16 protein-coding genes and 1 other RNA gene are annotated in these 17106 nt (G+C 39.7%); 7 read left to right on the top strand and 10 right to left on the bottom strand.

Annotated elements, in window-relative coordinates:
- The first annotated feature begins 426 nt into the window (after window positions 1–426).
- The 4 genes from AB4128_RS11160 (at window position 427) to AB4128_RS11145 (ending at window position 3127) form a co-directional block, all read left to right on the top strand.
- Window positions 427–1173 (top strand): AAA family ATPase, encoded by a 747-nt coding sequence (locus AB4128_RS11160; RefSeq protein WP_372037686.1) that lies wholly within the window; start codon window positions 427–429, stop codon window positions 1171–1173.
- Window positions 1133–1519: a hypothetical protein gene (locus AB4128_RS11155; protein ID WP_065108595.1), complete on the top strand. Its 387-nt coding sequence runs from the start codon at window positions 1133–1135 to the stop codon at window positions 1517–1519. The genes AB4128_RS11160 and AB4128_RS11155 overlap by 41 nt, the downstream gene beginning before the upstream one ends.
- A 261-nt stretch (window positions 1520–1780) precedes the next feature.
- A complete protein-coding gene (locus tag AB4128_RS11150) occupies window positions 1781–2605 on the top strand; it encodes a zinc-dependent peptidase (protein ID WP_372037685.1) in 825 nt (274 codons plus the stop codon).
- 42 nt (window positions 2606–2647) lie between these two features.
- The gene (locus AB4128_RS11145; protein ID WP_055025686.1) at window positions 2648–3127 is read left to right on the top strand and encodes a nuclear transport factor 2 family protein; all 480 of its coding nucleotides are present in this window, start codon (window positions 2648–2650) and stop codon (window positions 3125–3127) included.
- A gap of 102 nt (window positions 3128–3229) precedes the next feature.
- On the opposite strand, the gene AB4128_RS11140 is transcribed toward AB4128_RS11145, so the two are convergent.
- The 7 genes from AB4128_RS11140 to AB4128_RS11110 form a co-directional block, all read right to left on the bottom strand.
- Complete coding sequence (locus AB4128_RS11140) at window positions 3230–4126, bottom strand: alpha/beta hydrolase (protein ID WP_372037684.1); 897 nt, start codon at window positions 4124–4126, stop codon at window positions 3230–3232.
- Window positions 4127–4228: 102 nt separating this feature from the next.
- Window positions 4229–5707: an HDOD domain-containing protein gene (locus AB4128_RS11135; RefSeq protein WP_372037683.1), complete on the bottom strand. Its 1479-nt coding sequence runs from the start codon at window positions 5705–5707 to the stop codon at window positions 4229–4231.
- A 298-nt stretch (window positions 5708–6005) separates the two neighbouring features.
- The gene (gene aceA / locus AB4128_RS11130) at window positions 6006–7331 is read right to left on the bottom strand and encodes an isocitrate lyase (protein ID WP_055025689.1); all 1326 of its coding nucleotides are present in this window, start codon (window positions 7329–7331) and stop codon (window positions 6006–6008) included.
- Between the two features lie 80 nt (window positions 7332–7411).
- Window positions 7412–9067 (bottom strand): malate synthase A, encoded by a 1656-nt coding sequence (aceB, locus tag AB4128_RS11125; protein ID WP_082972227.1) that lies wholly within the window; start codon window positions 9065–9067, stop codon window positions 7412–7414.
- Window positions 9068–10586: 1519 nt separating this feature from the next.
- Window positions 10587–12281, bottom strand: a complete 1695-nt coding sequence (locus AB4128_RS11120; RefSeq protein WP_162928442.1) for a GGDEF domain-containing protein — start codon at window positions 12279–12281, stop codon at window positions 10587–10589.
- A 38-nt stretch (window positions 12282–12319) separates the two neighbouring features.
- Complete coding sequence (locus tag AB4128_RS11115) at window positions 12320–12532, bottom strand: hypothetical protein (RefSeq protein WP_055025691.1); 213 nt, start codon at window positions 12530–12532, stop codon at window positions 12320–12322.
- 37 nt (window positions 12533–12569) lie between these two features.
- Complete coding sequence (locus AB4128_RS11110) at window positions 12570–13412, bottom strand: SAM-dependent methyltransferase (protein ID WP_372037682.1); 843 nt, start codon at window positions 13410–13412, stop codon at window positions 12570–12572.
- A 336-nt stretch (window positions 13413–13748) separates the two neighbouring features.
- On the opposite strand from AB4128_RS11110, the gene AB4128_RS11105 reads away from it, so the two are divergent.
- Complete coding sequence (locus AB4128_RS11105; protein WP_055025693.1) at window positions 13749–14279, top strand: outer membrane protein assembly factor BamE; 531 nt, start codon at window positions 13749–13751, stop codon at window positions 14277–14279.
- Window positions 14280–14437: 158 nt separating this feature from the next.
- Here AB4128_RS11105 and AB4128_RS11100 read toward each other — a convergent pair whose 3' ends face one another.
- On the bottom strand, window positions 14438–14770 hold the full coding sequence (locus tag AB4128_RS11100) for an RnfH family protein (RefSeq protein WP_065108602.1): 333 nt from the start codon (window positions 14768–14770) through the stop codon (window positions 14438–14440).
- Window positions 14760–15197, bottom strand: coding sequence for an SRPBCC family protein (locus AB4128_RS11095; protein ID WP_372037681.1), 438 nt, complete (start codon window positions 15195–15197; stop codon window positions 14760–14762). Before AB4128_RS11095 ends, AB4128_RS11100 begins: the two co-directional genes overlap by 11 nt.
- Window positions 15198–15400: 203 nt before the next feature.
- On the opposite strand from AB4128_RS11095, the gene smpB reads away from it, so the two are divergent.
- Both smpB and ssrA read left to right on the top strand, forming a co-directional pair.
- Entirely contained in the window at window positions 15401–15898 is a 498-nt protein-coding gene (smpB, locus tag AB4128_RS11090; protein ID WP_055025695.1) for an SsrA-binding protein SmpB, read from the top strand.
- Between the two features lie 72 nt (window positions 15899–15970).
- Window positions 15971–16326: a transfer-messenger RNA gene (gene ssrA / locus AB4128_RS11085) on the top strand.
- Between the two features lie 203 nt (window positions 16327–16529).
- Here ssrA and AB4128_RS11080 read toward each other — a convergent pair.
- Window positions 16530–16871 (bottom strand): zinc ribbon domain-containing protein YjdM, encoded by a 342-nt coding sequence (locus AB4128_RS11080; protein ID WP_055025696.1) that lies wholly within the window; start codon window positions 16869–16871, stop codon window positions 16530–16532.
- Window positions 16872–17106: the final 235 nt, after the last annotated feature.

Raw genomic sequence — 17106 nt, 5'->3', positions numbered from 1 at the left:
TTTAGCTATTAAAGTTACCCAGACTTTTTTACAAAAACACAAGAACAGAATACAAGCATCCCCTCGTCAATATTTTTACACGCTAACCTACTAAAAAATAATAAGTTCAGTTACCGTTTTATGACAAGAAACAAACCTGTCAATAAGTTGCCTCTAGTCAGTTTTTGTCAAATAAACACCATCAAGTCAAAATGACTTTTTAGTCAATATACTGCCAATTGACCCGTTACAAAACTGCACATAAAGTTAATAGCATTGAAGCTAAATGTTGCTATTTAATGACTGATTTAATCGAAGTTTGAGCTGTTTATCATCTCAATAATTCGGCTTTCAAATCGCAGTTATTGCATCATGCCCTTCTCACCAGGTTCACTGCAGCGAGTGTTTATATAGCCGTTCTCGTTGCACCTATCAGGAGATGTTGAAATGATCATATTAGTTGGCGGAGAAAAAGGTGGTAGTGGCAAAAGTTGCCTTGCACAAAATATTGCCGTTTTTCTCGCAAAAGATGCTAAATCAAGCATTATCATGGTTGATTGCGATCCACAAAGAACAACTTCAGATTGGATCCAAGCAAGAAATAACAACCCAGAATTACCCGGGATTAATTGTGTTCAACTATACGGAAAAATTCGCAACGATCTTTTAAGCCTTGAACAGCATTATGATTACGTTATTGTTGATTGTGGCGGACAAGATAACCTGGCACTGCGAGCGACGTTATCTGTCGCATCTCATGTATTGATGCCATTAAGACCTAAGCGCCGGGACTTAAAAACGGTCAGTCACATGGACGACATCATTGCCACCTGTAAAATGATTAACCCTAAAATGAGAGCCTCATTTGTCATCACTCAATGCCCAAGCTTACCGAACCAAGCAGGGCGTATCGTCGAAGCTAAAGAAGTCTGCAACACGTTCGATATCAATGTACTAGATGCAATTACCTATAGCCGCAATATTTACGATGACAGTGAAGAGTCTGGCTTATCAGTTATCGAAATTGACCCAACAGGCAAAGCTGCAAGCGAAATCAGGGCAATTGCCTGCGAGCTTCTAGAAGTACAAAACGCCGAACAGATTATTCAGCAACGTAATGATTCCGCTAATGTTACTCAACTGAGGGGGACCTATGGGGCTAGCAGATCTCAAGAAAAACGTTACGCCATGTAATACGATGTTTGAGCCACAAATGTCAGTGGATGATTTTATTGAGGCTGCCAACTTGTATGCAATGGGAAAACAGCATTCAAGTTCAAACAGCATTGAAAACGCAAATAAACAAGCAATGGAAAAGTTACTTGCGTTAACAGAAGCTAACGAGCCATTAGCTAAAAAGCCAGCACCATTTAAACGGGCGACCTTTACGCTAAGTGAGGATGCAATTAATCAGCTAACGCTACTCAGCCAAAGTAGCCATACTGCAAAATCGAAATTGATCCGTCAGCTGATACAACAGCATTTCTCACTGCCAGTGGCGGAGCAACGAGAAATTGAACAACAAATACAAATAAGGTAATGAACTCTAACTAGGATTGACAACACTAGCATTGTGACGCAAAAAATAATAAATCTCCCTCCCCCTCCTTTACTGGCAGCAACGTAAGTTGTTTGCCAGTTTTTTTACTCGCAAATCGCATCCTTGATATTATTTTTATTAGCTATACCTAAAATAAGCTTAGCATCTACAGATTAACCCTTGAATTATGACAACTTGCGCCCAATAACTATTTTAGGTTCAGGATATTTTATCTATGATGACTTAACACAAGGAAGGCAAATGTTTGCTCTTATCGCTTTGATTATCGTCTCAACGATTGCTATTGGTCTGATTATCAGTAAGCCAAAACGCAATCAAATAAGACGTGCAAAGGTAACTAAGCAGGCTTTCCCTAAACAATGGCGTCAAATTCTCAAACATCGTTTCCCTTACTTTAAAGCTATGCCAACGGATCTACAGTTACAGCTCAAAAAGCACATACAAGTATTTATCGAAGAAAAAGAATTTATAGGCTGTGATGGCTTTATCATCACTGATGAAGTGAGAGTCACCATTGCGGCACAAGCTTGCCTACTATTATTAAATCGAAAAACAGACTACTACCCTAAACTCAGACAAATTTTAGTCTATCCTTATGCTTTTATAGTGGAAAAGCAGGGAACTGATTTTGCTGGAGTTCAGTCAAACCAACGTAATGTTCTCTTAGGTGAATCATGGGGAAATGGTAAAATCATTCTTTCTTGGAAAAGCACCATAGATGGGGCTGCTGATCCGACAGATGGACAAAATGTCGTCATACATGAGTTTGCACATCAACTCGATCAGGAAAACGGCCAAGCAAATGGCGCGCCGCCGCTGCGAGATATCACGTCCTATTCTGCATGGTCAACGATTCTCGGGCAAGAGTTTGACGCATTGCAGCGCTGCGCGAGTCAACAACTCCCATCACTGTTTAACTATTATGGCGCTACCAACCCAGCCGAGTTTTTTGCCGTTATCACTGAAACCTTTTTTGAAATGCCCCATGATTTTTACCAACAGCATCCTTTGCTGTATAAAGAACTAAGCCGTTTTTATCAACTAGATCCAATTCATTGGCATTAGTCGTGATACCAATATCCGCTAACCTAAGTAACAGGAACTCCCATGCAAAAAGCCATTCTTACCTTATTACTCACCAGCAGTTTATGGGTTATGTCATCCCTCCCATCATCAGCCACAGTGGCGATATCAACCGAGTCGAAACAACTAGCTGACAATGTACTTAACCAACTGCATCAAGATGCTAGTGCGGCAAATTGGGATAGTTATTTTTCTTTATACGATACTGATGCAGTCTTTTTAGGTACCGATGCGACAGAGCGATGGGATATGAAAGAGTTTGAAGGTTATGCCAGACCAACTGATGGTTGGCACTATGAGGTGCAATCTAGGCAACTATTACAGTTCGACAATACCATTGTATTTGATGAGCTATTGAACAGTGCCAGCTATGGTTTGTGTCGAGGTACTGGTGCTCTGCAATTAACAGATCAAGGTTGGAAAATCGTCCAATATCATTTGAGTATTGCAGTCCCAAATGAAAACGCCAAAGCCGTTGCTAAGTTAATTGGTGCGGCTAAATAATCGATTACACAAAGCTCAATGGCCAGCATGTTTAAGCGCTGGCTATTTTCTTTGTATAGAGCTTGAGTAAGCTTTTACAAGGTAAAGAAACGGTAGTAAACCTTAAAACTGCATATGCTCACTGATGATATTGACGATTTCATCTTTAAGCCATTGCGGCCCATAGTCATTCATATCGTTATGTTTAGCATCTTTTATGGTCACCACTGAAATAGTTGTTACTTGTTCACTCGGTAGTGGCAAAACACCTTCATCAGCAGGGTAATCGCTCGCTCTAATCGAAAGCTGCGTGATCTTGGCATTACGCGGTAACGGAACTCGTCGATGATCCAAAGTAATGATTCGCGCGATGTAATCAGCATAGCCTGTTGATGATACTGGTTTTAAATTGCTCTCACTCTCACTCTCACTCTCACTCTCACTAAATAGTGAAATACCTTGGGTTGCTAGCCAAACTGAAATATCACCACCATTTGAATGGCCGACCAATGTCACATGCTCAAAATCGAACTCAGGCAAGTATTGACGACTTTGCTGCAAAATAAAATCAACAGTATTAGCACCTCGTTGCCAATTTTCAGCGCGTGTTTGGATAAATGGCGGCGTTCTTGATAATGCAGGATCTGTTGCTAACTCATGCTGAATCGCCACCACTAAGTATCCATTTTGCTGAAATAGCTGACTTATAAATTGATAATCTGTGTGTAATAGCCCATATCCGGAACCAATTATCATCACAGGACACTGCTGCTCGACATGGCAGGTAAAGCTTTTTTCGGGGAGATATAACTCTATTGGAATCTCTCTTTGTCTGAGAGTATCGACTATTAGAAGAGATTGCGGTTGAAATTGTGCTTTATCGATTTGAGCCATTGAGTTCACAAGTGAATTCGCAACTGAATTACCTGCAATAACACTCAAAATAACAGCCAATAAGATTAACGTACAATATTTGAAAATGTAGGAGCTTTTACCCTGTGATACTAATGCTAATTCCATTTAATTCGTCTTTAATAAAATGATTAAAATAATAGCTGATGACAATACTAGTCTAATGTCATTAACTTAAGTTATTAGCCTAAACCTTGCACAATCCCAAGCTTACTTCATTGTTAAACCAAAACATAAATTAGCCAGCTGACTCAAATGACAAAAACCATCAAAATCCTGTTGAGACAAAGGTCTTTCGGATGCATGCTTATCGGCATAAAACACCCCTATTACTTTGTCGTTTACGACAATTGGCGCAACCATAAAGCCTAAAGCAAAATTCACTTTGCTATTAAGGTCTTCATTTTGTCCTTGTTGAACCAACATTAGTTGGCTATTTTCAGCTGAGTGAATCAAGCTTGGTTTTTTAGCGTCAACGACCTGTGAAAATGGGTTCAACTCCCCTTGCATATCAATTAGTAACTCTTGCTTAAAAAACTCTGCACCCTCGCCAAACACAACCCGAGCAGATAGCTGCTTTCGGTTAAGTGATAGCAACATCACCGCGCATCTATCAACACCAACCCCATCTAAAATACCTTCTAATGCAGTCTGCACCACTTGATTAAAGTCCGCTTTTTGAATGGCATGCTCAGTCAATTCACGCAGCTTTTTCAATTGCAGCACTAAATCAGCATCACGAAATTGCGGTTTTTGTTCTGGCTTATCTAAGCACAAAATGATTTCTGCAGTATCGGGAAGGTATTGAATTAACTCAGTAGCCCCATAATCTTCAGCTAACCTCATTGTGGCTTCTGCGCAGCGACTGATCCTCGACTTACATTGCTCAAGACTAATTCCTTGAATTTCTGCAGCAGCTAAGAGTAAATCATTGAGCTTTTCTGGGTTAACATGAGGCTGATTCAACGCTTCAGAAATTTCATTGGCTAGAAAAATAGTCCTTATTTCAGGCATTCTCTCATCAGGGTGAGACAGTGATGTGGTTAATACGTCACCTAAGCCCCAAGCTCGAGCAATGCTTTGAGTTAATTGCGAAAATGATGTCCCAAGATGCTCACGCACAATAGCCTTTTCATCTTTTACTGATGGGGAGACTAATATCGCTTGATCTAAGTTATCAACAAATTCGCCACCAATGCTCCAAAATGCACTTTCACCAATGCGATATAATAACGAAGCGATAAACACTTCTTCACGAAGTGCTTCATCATAATCTTTAAGCATCACCCGCGAAATCATGGCAGCTTGAAAAGAGTGCGCCATGAGTTTGATTAGTCGTTGATACACAGACTCAGATAAATTGTTATTTTCGAGCAAACTGGTGAGTAGTTTGGCGGTAATACAAATATTGCGAATGGTATCAAAACCCAGTACCACCGCAGCTCTACTGACCGTTGTAACGTGATTAGTGCCTTTATTATAAATAGCACTGTTGGCCACACGTAATATCCGAGTGGTAAGCGCATTATCATGCAGCACACTACGACCTAATGTCGCCAATGATGACACATCATCTTTTGCCAGCTTTTCTAAATCCCTGACGGTTGAACACAAAGCAGGCATTTCTTGTTCACTGATACGCTTGGTCCAGTAGTCGACGCCTTTAGTGATAGGTAAAGAGTTTTTCAATGCTTAAGTCACCAATTGTTACAATAGTTTTACTATAACTCTTTATGTGAGCGGATGAAGCATTCTTAGCAAAAATCATTCGAAAAATTTATCAAAAAAAACGGCTCCGAAGAGCCGCAACACAAGCGATTGGTTGAAAACTTACTGGGTAGGAAGTTAAAAATCCTCGCATTAAGAACGACAACTAGCTTGCGCTAATATTCCAAATACTGGATAAAAACCCGGTGAAACCTGTAGGTGAGTAACACCGGGGGAAATCAGCTGCAAAGCAGCTAAACTGTTACAAGGTTAATAAAGGTTAAAACTGCTCTTCTTCGGTAGAACCAGTCAATGCCGTCACTGATGATTTACCACCTTGGATACAAGTCGTTACTTGGTCAAAGTAACCTGTACCCACTTCTTGCTGATGCGATACGAATGTGTAACCTTTTTCAGCAGCGGCAAATTCAACTTCTTGTACTTTTTCAACGTAGTGCTTCATACCTTCACCACGAGCGTAGTCATAAGCTAAATCAAACATGTTGTACCACATGTTATGGATACCCGCTAACGTGATGAATTGGTACTTGTAGCCCATATCTGAAAGCGCTTGTTGGAATTTAGCAATTGTTGCGTCATCCAAGTTTTTCTTCCAGTTAAATGACGGTGAACAGTTATAAGCAAGTAACTGATCTGGGTATTGTGCGTGAATAGCGTCAGCAAACTTCTTCGCTTCTTCAAGACAAGGTTTTGCCGTTTCACACCAAATCAAATCAGCATATGGCGCATAAGCTAAACCACGTGAAATCGCTTGGTCGATACCAGCATTCACACGATAGAAACCTTCTTCGGTGCGATCGCCGGTGACAAAGTCACGGTCATACGGATCGCAATCTGAAGTCATTAAATCTGCAGCGTTTGCATCAGTACGTGCAATGACTAATGTATCAACACCGCTAACATCTGCTGCTAAACGTGCAGCAACTAACTTTTGTACAGCCTCTTGAGTCGGCACTAATACTTTACCGCCCATGTGACCACATTTTTTAACTGATGCTAATTGGTCTTCAAAGTGAACCCCAGCAGCACCTGCATCAATCATAGATTTCATTAATTCGAACGCATTTAACACACCGCCGAAACCAGCTTCAGCATCTGCTACGATTGGTAGGAAGTAATCAGTGTAATTCTCATCACCTGGGTTAACTTCTTTGCCCCATTGAATTTGATCAGCACGACGGAATGAATTATTAATACGTCCAACAACTGCAGGTACTGAGTTAGCTGGGTATAATGATTGATCAGGGTACATAGTGCCTGCTAAGTTAGCATCTGCAGCGACCTGCCAACCAGAAAGATAAATAGCTTCAATACCGGCTTTTGCTTGTTGAACCGCTTGACCACCCGTTAATGCACCTAAAGAATTAACATAGCCTTTTTTAGCGCCGCCATTAACAAGATCCCATAGTTTTTCTGCGCCACGTTTAGCAATGGTATTTTCAGGTACCACAGAACCACGTAGTTTCACTACTTCTTCCGCTGTAAACGGACGCTTAACACCTTTCCAACGAGGGTTTTCAGCCCAATCCTTCTTAATCGCATCAATCTGTTCTTGACGAGTTAGTTGCTTATTAGTGTTAGACATAGTGTTACTCCTTCCTGTGTAATTCGTTATGTTTTACTGATTAATATCGGTGCTCACACCCCAATGTGAAGCACCATTTTTTAAGCGGTTAACAGCTCATAGCCTGGTAACGTTAAGAAATCGACAAGTTCATCTGAGGTGGTAATTTCATCAAACAAACAAGCAGCTTGATTAAATTTACCTTGGTTAAAACGTGCTGAACCTAGTTCCTGCTCAACATTAGCGAGCTCTTCACTGAGCATCTCTTTGAATAACGCTTTAGTGACAAGTTTGCCGTTAGACAGTGATTTTTCATGCTGGATCCATTGCCAGATTGAAGTACGAGATATCTCTGCAGTTGCCGCATCTTCCATGAGTCCGTAAATTGGGACACAACCGTTACCTTGGATCCACGCTTCAATGTATTGCAGCGCAATGCGGATATTTAAACGCATGCCATCTTCGGTACGTTCCCCATCACAGGGGGTGAGTAACTCGTCCGCTAAGATAGGCGCATCAACATCACGAGTAATGTGCAACTGATTAGTGCCTGCACCGATATAATCGTTGAATATGGTCATTGCTGTATCAGCAAGTCCAGGATGAGCGACCCATGTACCGTCATGACCATTGCGTGCTTCAAGTTCTTTGTCGCCTTTAACCTTTTGCAGTACTTGCTCATTTGCTTCAGGTGTTTTAGCTGGAATAAATGCCGCCATACCGCCCATCGCTAACGCACCACGCTTATGACAGGTTTTAACTAACAAGCGTGAATATGCACTCAAAAATGGTGTGTCCATCGTAACGGCTTGCCTGTCTGGCAATACACGGTCTGCATGCTTCTTCAGTGTTTTGATATAGCTAAAGATGTAATCCCAACGACCACAATTTAATGCCACAATGTTTGAACGTAACTCATAAAGAATCTCATCCATTTCAAATACGGCAGGTAAAGTTTCAATCAAACAAGTACATTTAATCGTGCCAGGTTTTAGACAAAAACGTTCTTCAACAAAAGCAAACACTTTTGCCCACCAACGTGCTTCAACATGGCTTTCCAGTTTTGGAATGTAAAAGTATGGACCGCTGCCTTTAGCTAAAAGCTGATGATAGTTGTGGTAGAAGTACATGGCGAAATCAAATAAGCCACCCGGGATAGCCTCACCTTTAAATTCGACATGCTTTTCTTTAAGATGCAAACCACGTACTCGACAAATTAGTACGGCAGGATCTTCATCTAAGCTGTAATGCTTACCGGTATTTTCGGCTGTAAAACTGATGTCACCTCTGACGGCATCTCGAAGGTTAATTTGGCCTTGAACCACTTTCTCCCAACTCGGCGCTAATGAGTCTTCAAAATCTGCCATAAACACTTTTACGTTCGCATTCAGAGCATTAATAATCATTTTACGGTCTACTGGACCGGTTATCTCAACACGACGATCTTTCAAGTCGTCTGGCATGCCTCGAATTGACCACTCACCGTCTCTAATAGCACGAGTTTCAGGTAAAAAGTCTGGTAATTCACCATTATCAATTCGTTGCTGTTTTTGCTGACGCTTACTTAGTAACTCAGGCACTTCTTGAGTGAACTCTTCACAAAGCGCAGCTAATAAAGATAAAGCACCATCATTAAATATCGTATCTTGTCCTGGGACCTCTGGACCGATTAATGCAAGTTCTGCACTTGTTGGTAATTCAGTATCAGCACTTGGCTGGGATTTCGCATATCTAGCCACTAATTGTTCTGCTGTCATATTAAGCCCCTTGAGCATAAGTCAGTTTCAAAAGAGAGAAGGTAGTCGTTAAATGTCATTCATCGTTAACTTGTCTAAGGTTGCCTTACCTAACCTTGGAAACTTGATGTCTCATTGTTATCCAGTCCTAAGTTAGTAAAAGAAGTTACGTAAAACTCAATAAGTCGTCTCAATGACAGTCTTACACGAACTCTTTAGGCCTTGCTCCTTTCCATCTCTATCTTCAAAACAAACTAGCCAATATTTAACCGTCAAATGTTTGTTTCGTACTAAAACCTAACGACAAACCTTTGCATTTGCAACAGCTTGAAATTGCTCTCGAGCGAATAAAAATAGCAATATAAATTGGTATGACCATAACAAATAAAAGATAAACACTTGATTAAAAACAACTTAAAATAAATCCATTTTGTTTTTATTTTTTCATTGGTCAATTGTCTTACAAGTTAACCAAAGACAAATCAAAGAAAATTAATCCGTAATTAAAATACGTAATGTAAATTTTTAATTACAGCATTTTTAGGGTTTTATACCAAAGTAGAATTAGATGTTTGTTTTGAACTGCCCTTAAGGTAAAGCAATTAAAATCAACAAATACAATATATTAGCTAAAGCGCCACCCCAACCCAATTCAAACAACCGTTTTAATTTTACGTTAACGTAAACGTAATGAACAGTGTAGAATATTTACTCTAGACAGTAACCGATGTAGTCCGATCAACATCACAAAAAATATTGGTTCAGCTGAAAAAAAAGACGTTTTTTTTTACAAAAAAGTTAAAAAAAACTGTGATTTCGAGTTTTACACTGAAAAAGCGCCATTGTGAGCAGCAAAAAAGAACACCATGCGTTAGCGATAGAATGAAGGGGTCATTGGTATAAGCTCAAAGATGCAACTCAAGATAGTGGCAGTGTCCCCAGGTTTAGCTGTTAGCTAAAAAACATACTCCTATTTGAGGTTCTACTCGTCGCTGCAAACATCGAGAATAATAAAAAGTAAGCAGTAAGCAGTAAGCAGTAAGCAACGAAGAAAATACGGCATACTAATGTTTTGAGTATCAATAAGAGTTCTGAAGACGAGAATGTTACCCCTTCCCCCTCTTTCATTTGGCTTTTCTATTCACACGATTAAGCGATACCGTTAAAACTTAAGATTGCAATAAGATGACGATAAGATTGCACTCAAGCGAGTAAGCTCTTAGTGGTTTAAAGATGCGAAGTAGCCGAAAGATAAAGCGCGAGTTACCATGCCTGCAAGCAGCCTATACGTAGCGTTAAATAGCGGGCTTTCGTTAAATTATCTACCGTGAAATTATCTACTGTTAAATGCGCTATCGATAAAGCACGCGATAACTTAAGCGCAGTGGTTGAGCCAAAGCTCAAAACATCACCAGTATTGAGATGTTAAATATATCAATAGAGAACGAGTTTTCTTTTACGAGATAAATGGGACTGCTCATCGGTTGAAAGCAATAAAGTGAGATAGTTTTTAGTTTGGCAGTTTTGTAAGTTAGAAGTGTTATAAACAGACGACCCTATTTCGTCCATTAGATTTGGCCTGATAAAGCGCTGTATCAGCTCTGTTGATAATAGGATCTAAGCTTAAATCTTCCTCCGCTTTATCACTGACTCCTATACTGGCTGTAATGGTAAATTGGTGACCAGAGTATCGAGTGTTAATGTTAGCAAAAGCCTGACATACATTCTCTGCCACTTCATTAGCTAACATTTTATCCGTGTTAGGCATAAAAATAGCGAATTCCTCACCACCTAAACGACAAGCAATATCGGTACTACGCTTATATTCATTGATGGTATCTGCCACTTTCTTTAACGCCCAATCACCAGTAGCATGGCCAAAGCTGTCATTGATTTTTTTAAACCAATCTAAATCAATCACTACAACGCTGAAAGTTCCACCACTGGCTAACGTTTTAATAAATTCATTCTCAGCCTTATCAATCCCTGCTCCACGATTAAACAAACCCGTTAATGAATCAACTTGAGCTTGCTTTCGGAACTGATTTCGTTGATTCCAAGCGGTATAAAGGAGTAAAGCCAATAACGCTACCGTACCTGCAAGTACCGTAGAAAACATAAACGAAGCGCTTTTCTCATTGTTTAAAATGCTACGTTGTTTGGCAATCATCTCGTGATCTTGTACTAACTTGTTTAACTCTCTGGTTTTTTCTGCACTATCAAACTTAACCATTTGGTAGGCATTTTCTTTAACCTTTTTCTCGTCTAGTAGTTGCACGCCAATAGCATGAGCTTGCACTTGATATTGATAGGCTTCTTTAAACTTTCCTTGCTTACTTGCGATCATCGATTGAACGTGAAAAGTTCGTTTCTTGCCTTTTAAATTCATCGGTTCATTAGGGAGTTGCTCAACAAGCTTGGCATACGTTAATGCTTGGTCATAATCCCCTAGATGAAAATACACTTCGCTTAAATAAGCATGGCTATCATGTATTTCTATATGAAATTTAAACGCTTGATAGCGCTCTAACGAATCCAAATACCCGCTAAGTGAAGCTTGGTATTGGCCAGTTTCAAATAATACGTGTGACTGGCCTTTAATAGCCATCGCAACAATAAGAGGAAAGTTATGTTTATTACAATACAGTTCGGCTTCTTTGAACTGAGAAGCGGACAATTCAAAATTTTCTAACTTTAGGTTTGCAACAGGTAAATATAATTTTGCGTAACATTCGTTTTTCTTATTTTCGCCTTTGTTTAAACTTAAAATCTCAGTTGCAGTGGTGAGCATCTCTTCAAATGCATCAAGCTCCATATACACGTTCATTAAGCGAATATACGCGTTTACTTTTATCTTACTGTCATCATAACTATCAATTCGGGCTAGACTTTCTTCCAATAATTGAAATGCTTGCTGATAATTATTCTGCCCAATATTGGCAGTGATTTTATACATCGAGATTTGCGTCATTAACTCGTTATCAGGCTTGAACAAAAGCGCCTTATCGAGCGTAAACAAGGCTTGTTCAAATTCACCTAAATATAAATGTTTAATACTACTAAGCGTATGAAAACGCGCTAACTGCAGTTGAGACAATTGGTTTTGTTGTTTTTCTAATGTTTCAATTTGCCTTTCTGATTCGGTTAAATCTACTTGAAGCGCTACCTCTAATGTGTCCAGTTGCTGATCAAAATCCACAGCAGCATTAATGGCATCACTAACAAGTAACGCCATTAAAACGACTGTGAAACGTAAAAAATGATTAAGCACGGCTATTTTGTATGATTTGATATCAGCAAGAATGCTTTCATTTCAATATCACCCGCTAATGCACTCACTGCTTTAGCATCACCAGATAATACTGCTTTGATTTCATTTTCAGATAAACCATAGTTTTTCATTGTCCCCTCAGGGTCTTTTTTATAGGTTTCTAATAATTTCGCATCAGTATTAAGTTCGGTAAAAAACTCCGTTAAATTTGCCATTCTATTTCCTTATTTGTTATTTCAGGTTTGGTTTACGTTATCCGATATCACACGCACTGATCCCAAGCTTTTCGAGAATACTCAGATTAAGGCTAAGTGTTTCTGAAGGTGGGATCATCAAAGTCGAGATCATTTCTAAACGAGCATTGGGTAAGTTTTTCAAGGGTAATCGCTCGACTCTTGGTGTTTGTGTCGGCAAATTAGCAGCTTCATAAATCACGACTTCATGATCTAGCGGATACCACTGAGATAAATGGGCGACTAAAATATCTAAGCGTTCGCGTGTGGTAGAGAATTCCGTTAACGTATGCTCGCCAGCTAATGCAATTTGCCACAGCAATAAATGGGTTTTGGGGTTTGGAGTATGCTGATACAGCATAAACTGAGTTGCTTCGTAGCTTTGGTGCCCTGAATGGCCAGGGTCAATACCTAAATCAGCCCATAGACAAGCCTCAGCAGAAATCCCCGGTAGCATGTCAGCTTGATAACCTTCTTCACGAGCTTGTGCAATAGCAAGATGTGAAATGCAAGCAAACACGCCAGGGTGACCATATAACGCCACCACCACATTTTTATCTAACCTGAGTTCGTTAAGAATAGCGTCAACCATTTGTGCATAAGTATCTCGGCGATTTTTAACTTCACCTTTTTGAGCATAAAAAGGCTGTAATGATCGATGATTATCATTCAGGCTTTGAATCCAACGTTCAGTAAAGCCATCTGGCACTAGAGAAAAAACAACATCGGCATGTTCAATATAACTTTGACTCAGCACACTAATGTGCCCAGCAAGTTGCAGACCCGTGCCGACAAAAACTAACCGACCATCTTTGGTTTCAGTATGCTGTTTTACGTTATGTTCAGAGTAAATTGGTGACATTATTTATCATTATTCTTTCGTCAAAAGTTAATTACTTAACAAACCTAACCGCCAATTAAATCCTATTAATATCTATATGATTCAAATTTTGCATAAGCGCTTATATCAAACTTATAGAATTACATTCAGATTTTCCATGATTTTCTACATTTTCGTAACATCATCAAGCGTAAAAGAATTTATAACTAAGTCATTTACCGATAGCATCATTGAACTATATCTATAATATCGACTCTATTATTCACATCGTTATAGCATTCTCAGCGAATAGCCCCTTGTCAGCATAGGGACCCCTTGGGTATGATGTCGTCAGATTTTTAGGAAGTAGCACAGACAATGATAAACAAAAAACAAAGTCTTACCCTTTTAGGCGCAGTTGCGCTTTCAGTTTCTTTAAGTGCGTGTAGTGTTTTTGATTGGCTGATCTATAAGCCGGATATCGCACAAGGCAACTACATGGAATTACAGCAAGTTGAAAAGCTGCGTGTAGAAATGACCAAAGAACAAGCTGAGTACATTCTTGGCCGCCCAGTTCTTCGTGATAGTTTTGCCGATAATGTTTGGTATTATGTTTATCACTTCAAAAGTGGCCGTGACGCAAGTATCACTCACAAAGAGCTCATATTGTTCTTTGAAGATGATTTACTTGTCAAAGTTGAAGGCGACTACAAACTCAGTGAGGACTTTGACACTCCTCTAGAATCAGGTGCCTTGCCTTCGATTTCATCTCCTACTGTTGAACCTTTACTTCCAGAACAAGATCCTGCATCAATTCGTCGTGATGCTAAACCTCTGGTTGAAGAGAACCGTCTAGAAAAAGAAAATGACGTGCCAACAGGAAATGAGAATATGCCAAAAGGCGAATAAGCATTAAGTGAAAAACTGACTTATACAAAAAAGCGGAAAGACACGTCTTTCCGCTTTTTTATTGTGAAAAATAATCTAAGTACACAACAAATTATGACACAGCTTCATCATTGTGCTTGTTCAAGCTCAGTGCCCACTGTGTAACCTTGAAAATTTCGCTAAATTTTCGCACCAGTAATCTTGTTGCTACGTCCCTCTTCTTTCGCTTTTTCTGCACGCTTACGGCGAACATCTTTAGGATCAGCAATCAAAGGGCGGTAAATTTCAATTCGTTGTCCAGGTACAAGCACCTCATCGTGCTTTGCTTGTCGACTAAAAACGCCTAATTTTACTTTAGCTAAATCGATATCTGGAAAGAAACTTGCCATGTTGCTTTGCTTTACCGCGTCAATAAATCGAGTACCAGGCGCAACATTAACCGTAATCACCTTTTGCTGCTCAGGTAATGCGTAAATAACATCAACTGGAAATAAGTCTGTCTCATTTGTCATGGTAAATCACCTTAGCTCGGTCAGTAAAAGCAGTTACCATTGAATTCATCAACTCTTTAAAAACACGACCAAATGCAATATCCGTTAGTGGATTGGAAAACTCAAAATTTAAATCGAACTCCACTTTACAAGCATCATCAGTTAACTCAGTAAAACGCCACATGCCATCTAGGTTTTTAAATGGGCCATTTTCTAATGTTAACGCCACACTTTTACCTGGCACCACTTGATTACGAGTGGTGAAAGTTTTTCGGATCCCAGCCTTTGAGACATCAACAGATGCAACCATGGTTTTACCATCAAACTCAATGACTTTACCGCCAACACAACCTGGCAAGAATTCATGGTATGACTCAACGTCATTAACCAAGTCATACATTTGCATCGCACTAAAACGAACCAACACGTTTTTTGAAATTTTTGGCATGAATAACAACACTATCGATAACAATGAAGCAATTTTAACACGCTTACAGTAAAACGCATCCATTACCCTGATGATTAAACTCGCATCTTTAAGTGGTTTGGGTATAATCCCTTGATTAGTTTTTTCTCTCCCCCATATCTACCACAGTAAGCATAAGTGACTAGAGTTTTTAAATGGGATAACAGCGGGCATTAAACGCGATTATGGTAAAAAAGAATTCAAAAAAGTCAAAGAATCCACCCGCTACGATTACACGTAATAAGCGCGCGACCTTTGAGTTTAAAATAGAAGATAAAATCGAAGCTGGATTAGAGCTTCAAGGCTGGGAAGTAAAATCCTTGCGTATGGGCAAAGTCACGCTTGCGGACTGTTACGTTTATATCAAGCATGGTGAAGCGTTTATGCATGGCTGCACAGTACAGCCTTTAAATACCGCATCAACCCATGTGGTTTGCGATCCAATTCGTACCAAAAAACTGTTATTAAAGCGCAGTGAAATTGATAAGCTTGAAGGCCTAATTGAGCGTCAAGGTTATACCTTAATCCCCCTTTCACTATACTGGCGTAAAGGCGCTTGGGTAAAAGTTGAAATTGGTTTAGGTAAAGGTAAAAAAGACCACGATAAACGCCAAGACACTAAAGAACGCGAATGGAAAGTAGAACAATCTCGCGTTATGAAGAAGTCTAGACTGGACGGATAATGTACAAACGATTGTTAATTGGTGAAATGCACTAGGTATTTTGGCATTTAACCGATACAATCAACAAACTTTGGGGGCGATTCTGGATTCGACAGGATTCACGAAACCCTGGGAGCATGTCGAGGGGCGGTTGGCCTCGTAAAAAGCCGCACTGTTATAGTTGCAAACGACTCTAACTACTCTCTAGCAGCTTAGGCTAGCTAGCCATCAACCACACGTCTTGCACATGGGCAGTGGATTTTGATGGTCATCTTACATCGTGCTAGCGAGGGAACCTTGTCTGGGGGTGAACCGCGAAACAGTACCGGACTCGCCTTGTAATATCCTGTCTTTCGGAGCTTGCAAGGTTAACCAAAAGAGAGACTAAACATGTAGCGCCTTGGATGTAGGCTTTCTGGACGCGGGTTCAAGTCCCGCCGCCTCCACCAAATACCTAAAAAGGGCTTAGCAGCAATGCTAAGCCCTTTTGTTTGCCTACAGATTTATTTTTGCCAGATAATACCAATCAACACGATACTTAAAATCCCATTCCGCATTATGTACCTGCCGCATATACATAGTGCTTGTTGACTTGGCACATAAAAAAACCTGCACTTGGCAGGTTCTTTTTATTATTATTTGAACGCTAAATTTAGTTTTGCTTTCTTACAAATTTAGACTTCAGCATCATTTGGCCATGGCCATCTACTTTACAGTCAATATCATGATCAGCATCAACAAAACGTTTAATAACGGCTTTGGTGCCTACTTTAAGCACTAATGAAGATCCTTTAACTTTAAGATCTTTAATCAGTGTCACTTTATCGTCTTCAGCAAGTAAGTTACCCACTGCATCTTTTAATATGATGGCATCAGGATCGATGATTTCTTCGTTTGGGTTCCATTCATGAGCGCACTCAGGACAAATAAGTTGCGAACCATCTTCGTATACATAGACAGATTCACATTTAGGACAAGGTGGGATAGCGCTCATGGTCAATTCTCTTTAATCAAAATAAGTGTGATTCAGTATAGGGTTAACTACTCAATCGATATCAGGACATTATAATCAATATATCTAATATCAGCTAGGCAGCAACTGTGCTCTTGTTAACAGCCTTGAGCATTCAAAGGCAATTTTTTCATTTTACAGCTAAGTTAATACATGAATTTGATGTGATTTTAGTTGCAACAGTTTTCCCCTAATTATCTTATTCGCTGGCACTTCA

This window comes from Shewanella sp. 10N.286.52.A9, from assembly GCF_041468985.1.
Classification (GTDB): domain Bacteria; phylum Pseudomonadota; class Gammaproteobacteria; order Enterobacterales; family Shewanellaceae; genus Shewanella; species Shewanella japonica.
This window is presented reverse-complemented; position numbering and strand designations above follow the sequence as displayed.

Excerpts from the sequence above, each read along its gene's own strand:
- AB4128_RS11120 (WP_162928442.1), bottom strand. The coding sequence starts at position 12,281 with ATGGCGTTACTTGTTAGTGATGCCATTAATGCTGCTGTGGATTTTGAT.
- aceB (WP_082972227.1), bottom strand. The coding sequence starts at position 9,067 with ATGACAGCAGAACAATTAGTGGCTAGATATGCGAAATCCCAGCCAAGT.
- AB4128_RS11115 (WP_055025691.1), bottom strand. The coding sequence starts at position 12,532 with ATGGCAAATTTAACGGAGTTTTTTACCGAACTTAATACTGATGCGAAA.
- smpB (WP_055025695.1), top strand. The coding sequence starts at position 15,401 with ATGGTAAAAAAGAATTCAAAAAAGTCAAAGAATCCACCCGCTACGATT.
- AB4128_RS11150 (WP_372037685.1), top strand. The coding sequence starts at position 1,781 with ATGTTTGCTCTTATCGCTTTGATTATCGTCTCAACGATTGCTATTGGT.
- AB4128_RS11160 (WP_372037686.1), top strand. The coding sequence starts at position 427 with ATGATCATATTAGTTGGCGGAGAAAAAGGTGGTAGTGGCAAAAGTTGC.
- aceA (WP_055025689.1), bottom strand. The coding sequence starts at position 7,331 with ATGTCTAACACTAATAAGCAACTAACTCGTCAAGAACAGATTGATGCG.
- AB4128_RS11145 (WP_055025686.1), top strand. The coding sequence starts at position 2,648 with ATGCAAAAAGCCATTCTTACCTTATTACTCACCAGCAGTTTATGGGTT.
- AB4128_RS11110 (WP_372037682.1), bottom strand. The coding sequence starts at position 13,412 with ATGTCACCAATTTACTCTGAACATAACGTAAAACAGCATACTGAAACC.
- AB4128_RS11155 (WP_065108595.1), top strand. The coding sequence starts at position 1,133 with ATGGGGCTAGCAGATCTCAAGAAAAACGTTACGCCATGTAATACGATG.
- AB4128_RS11100 (WP_065108602.1), bottom strand. The coding sequence starts at position 14,770 with ATGACAAATGAGACAGACTTATTTCCAGTTGATGTTATTTACGCATTA.
- AB4128_RS11095 (WP_372037681.1), bottom strand. The coding sequence starts at position 15,197 with ATGCCAAAAATTTCAAAAAACGTGTTGGTTCGTTTTAGTGCGATGCAA.
- AB4128_RS11140 (WP_372037684.1), bottom strand. The coding sequence starts at position 4,126 with ATGGAATTAGCATTAGTATCACAGGGTAAAAGCTCCTACATTTTCAAA.
- AB4128_RS11080 (WP_055025696.1), bottom strand. The coding sequence starts at position 16,871 with ATGAGCGCTATCCCACCTTGTCCTAAATGTGAATCTGTCTATGTATAC.
- AB4128_RS11105 (WP_055025693.1), top strand. The coding sequence starts at position 13,749 with ATGATAAACAAAAAACAAAGTCTTACCCTTTTAGGCGCAGTTGCGCTT.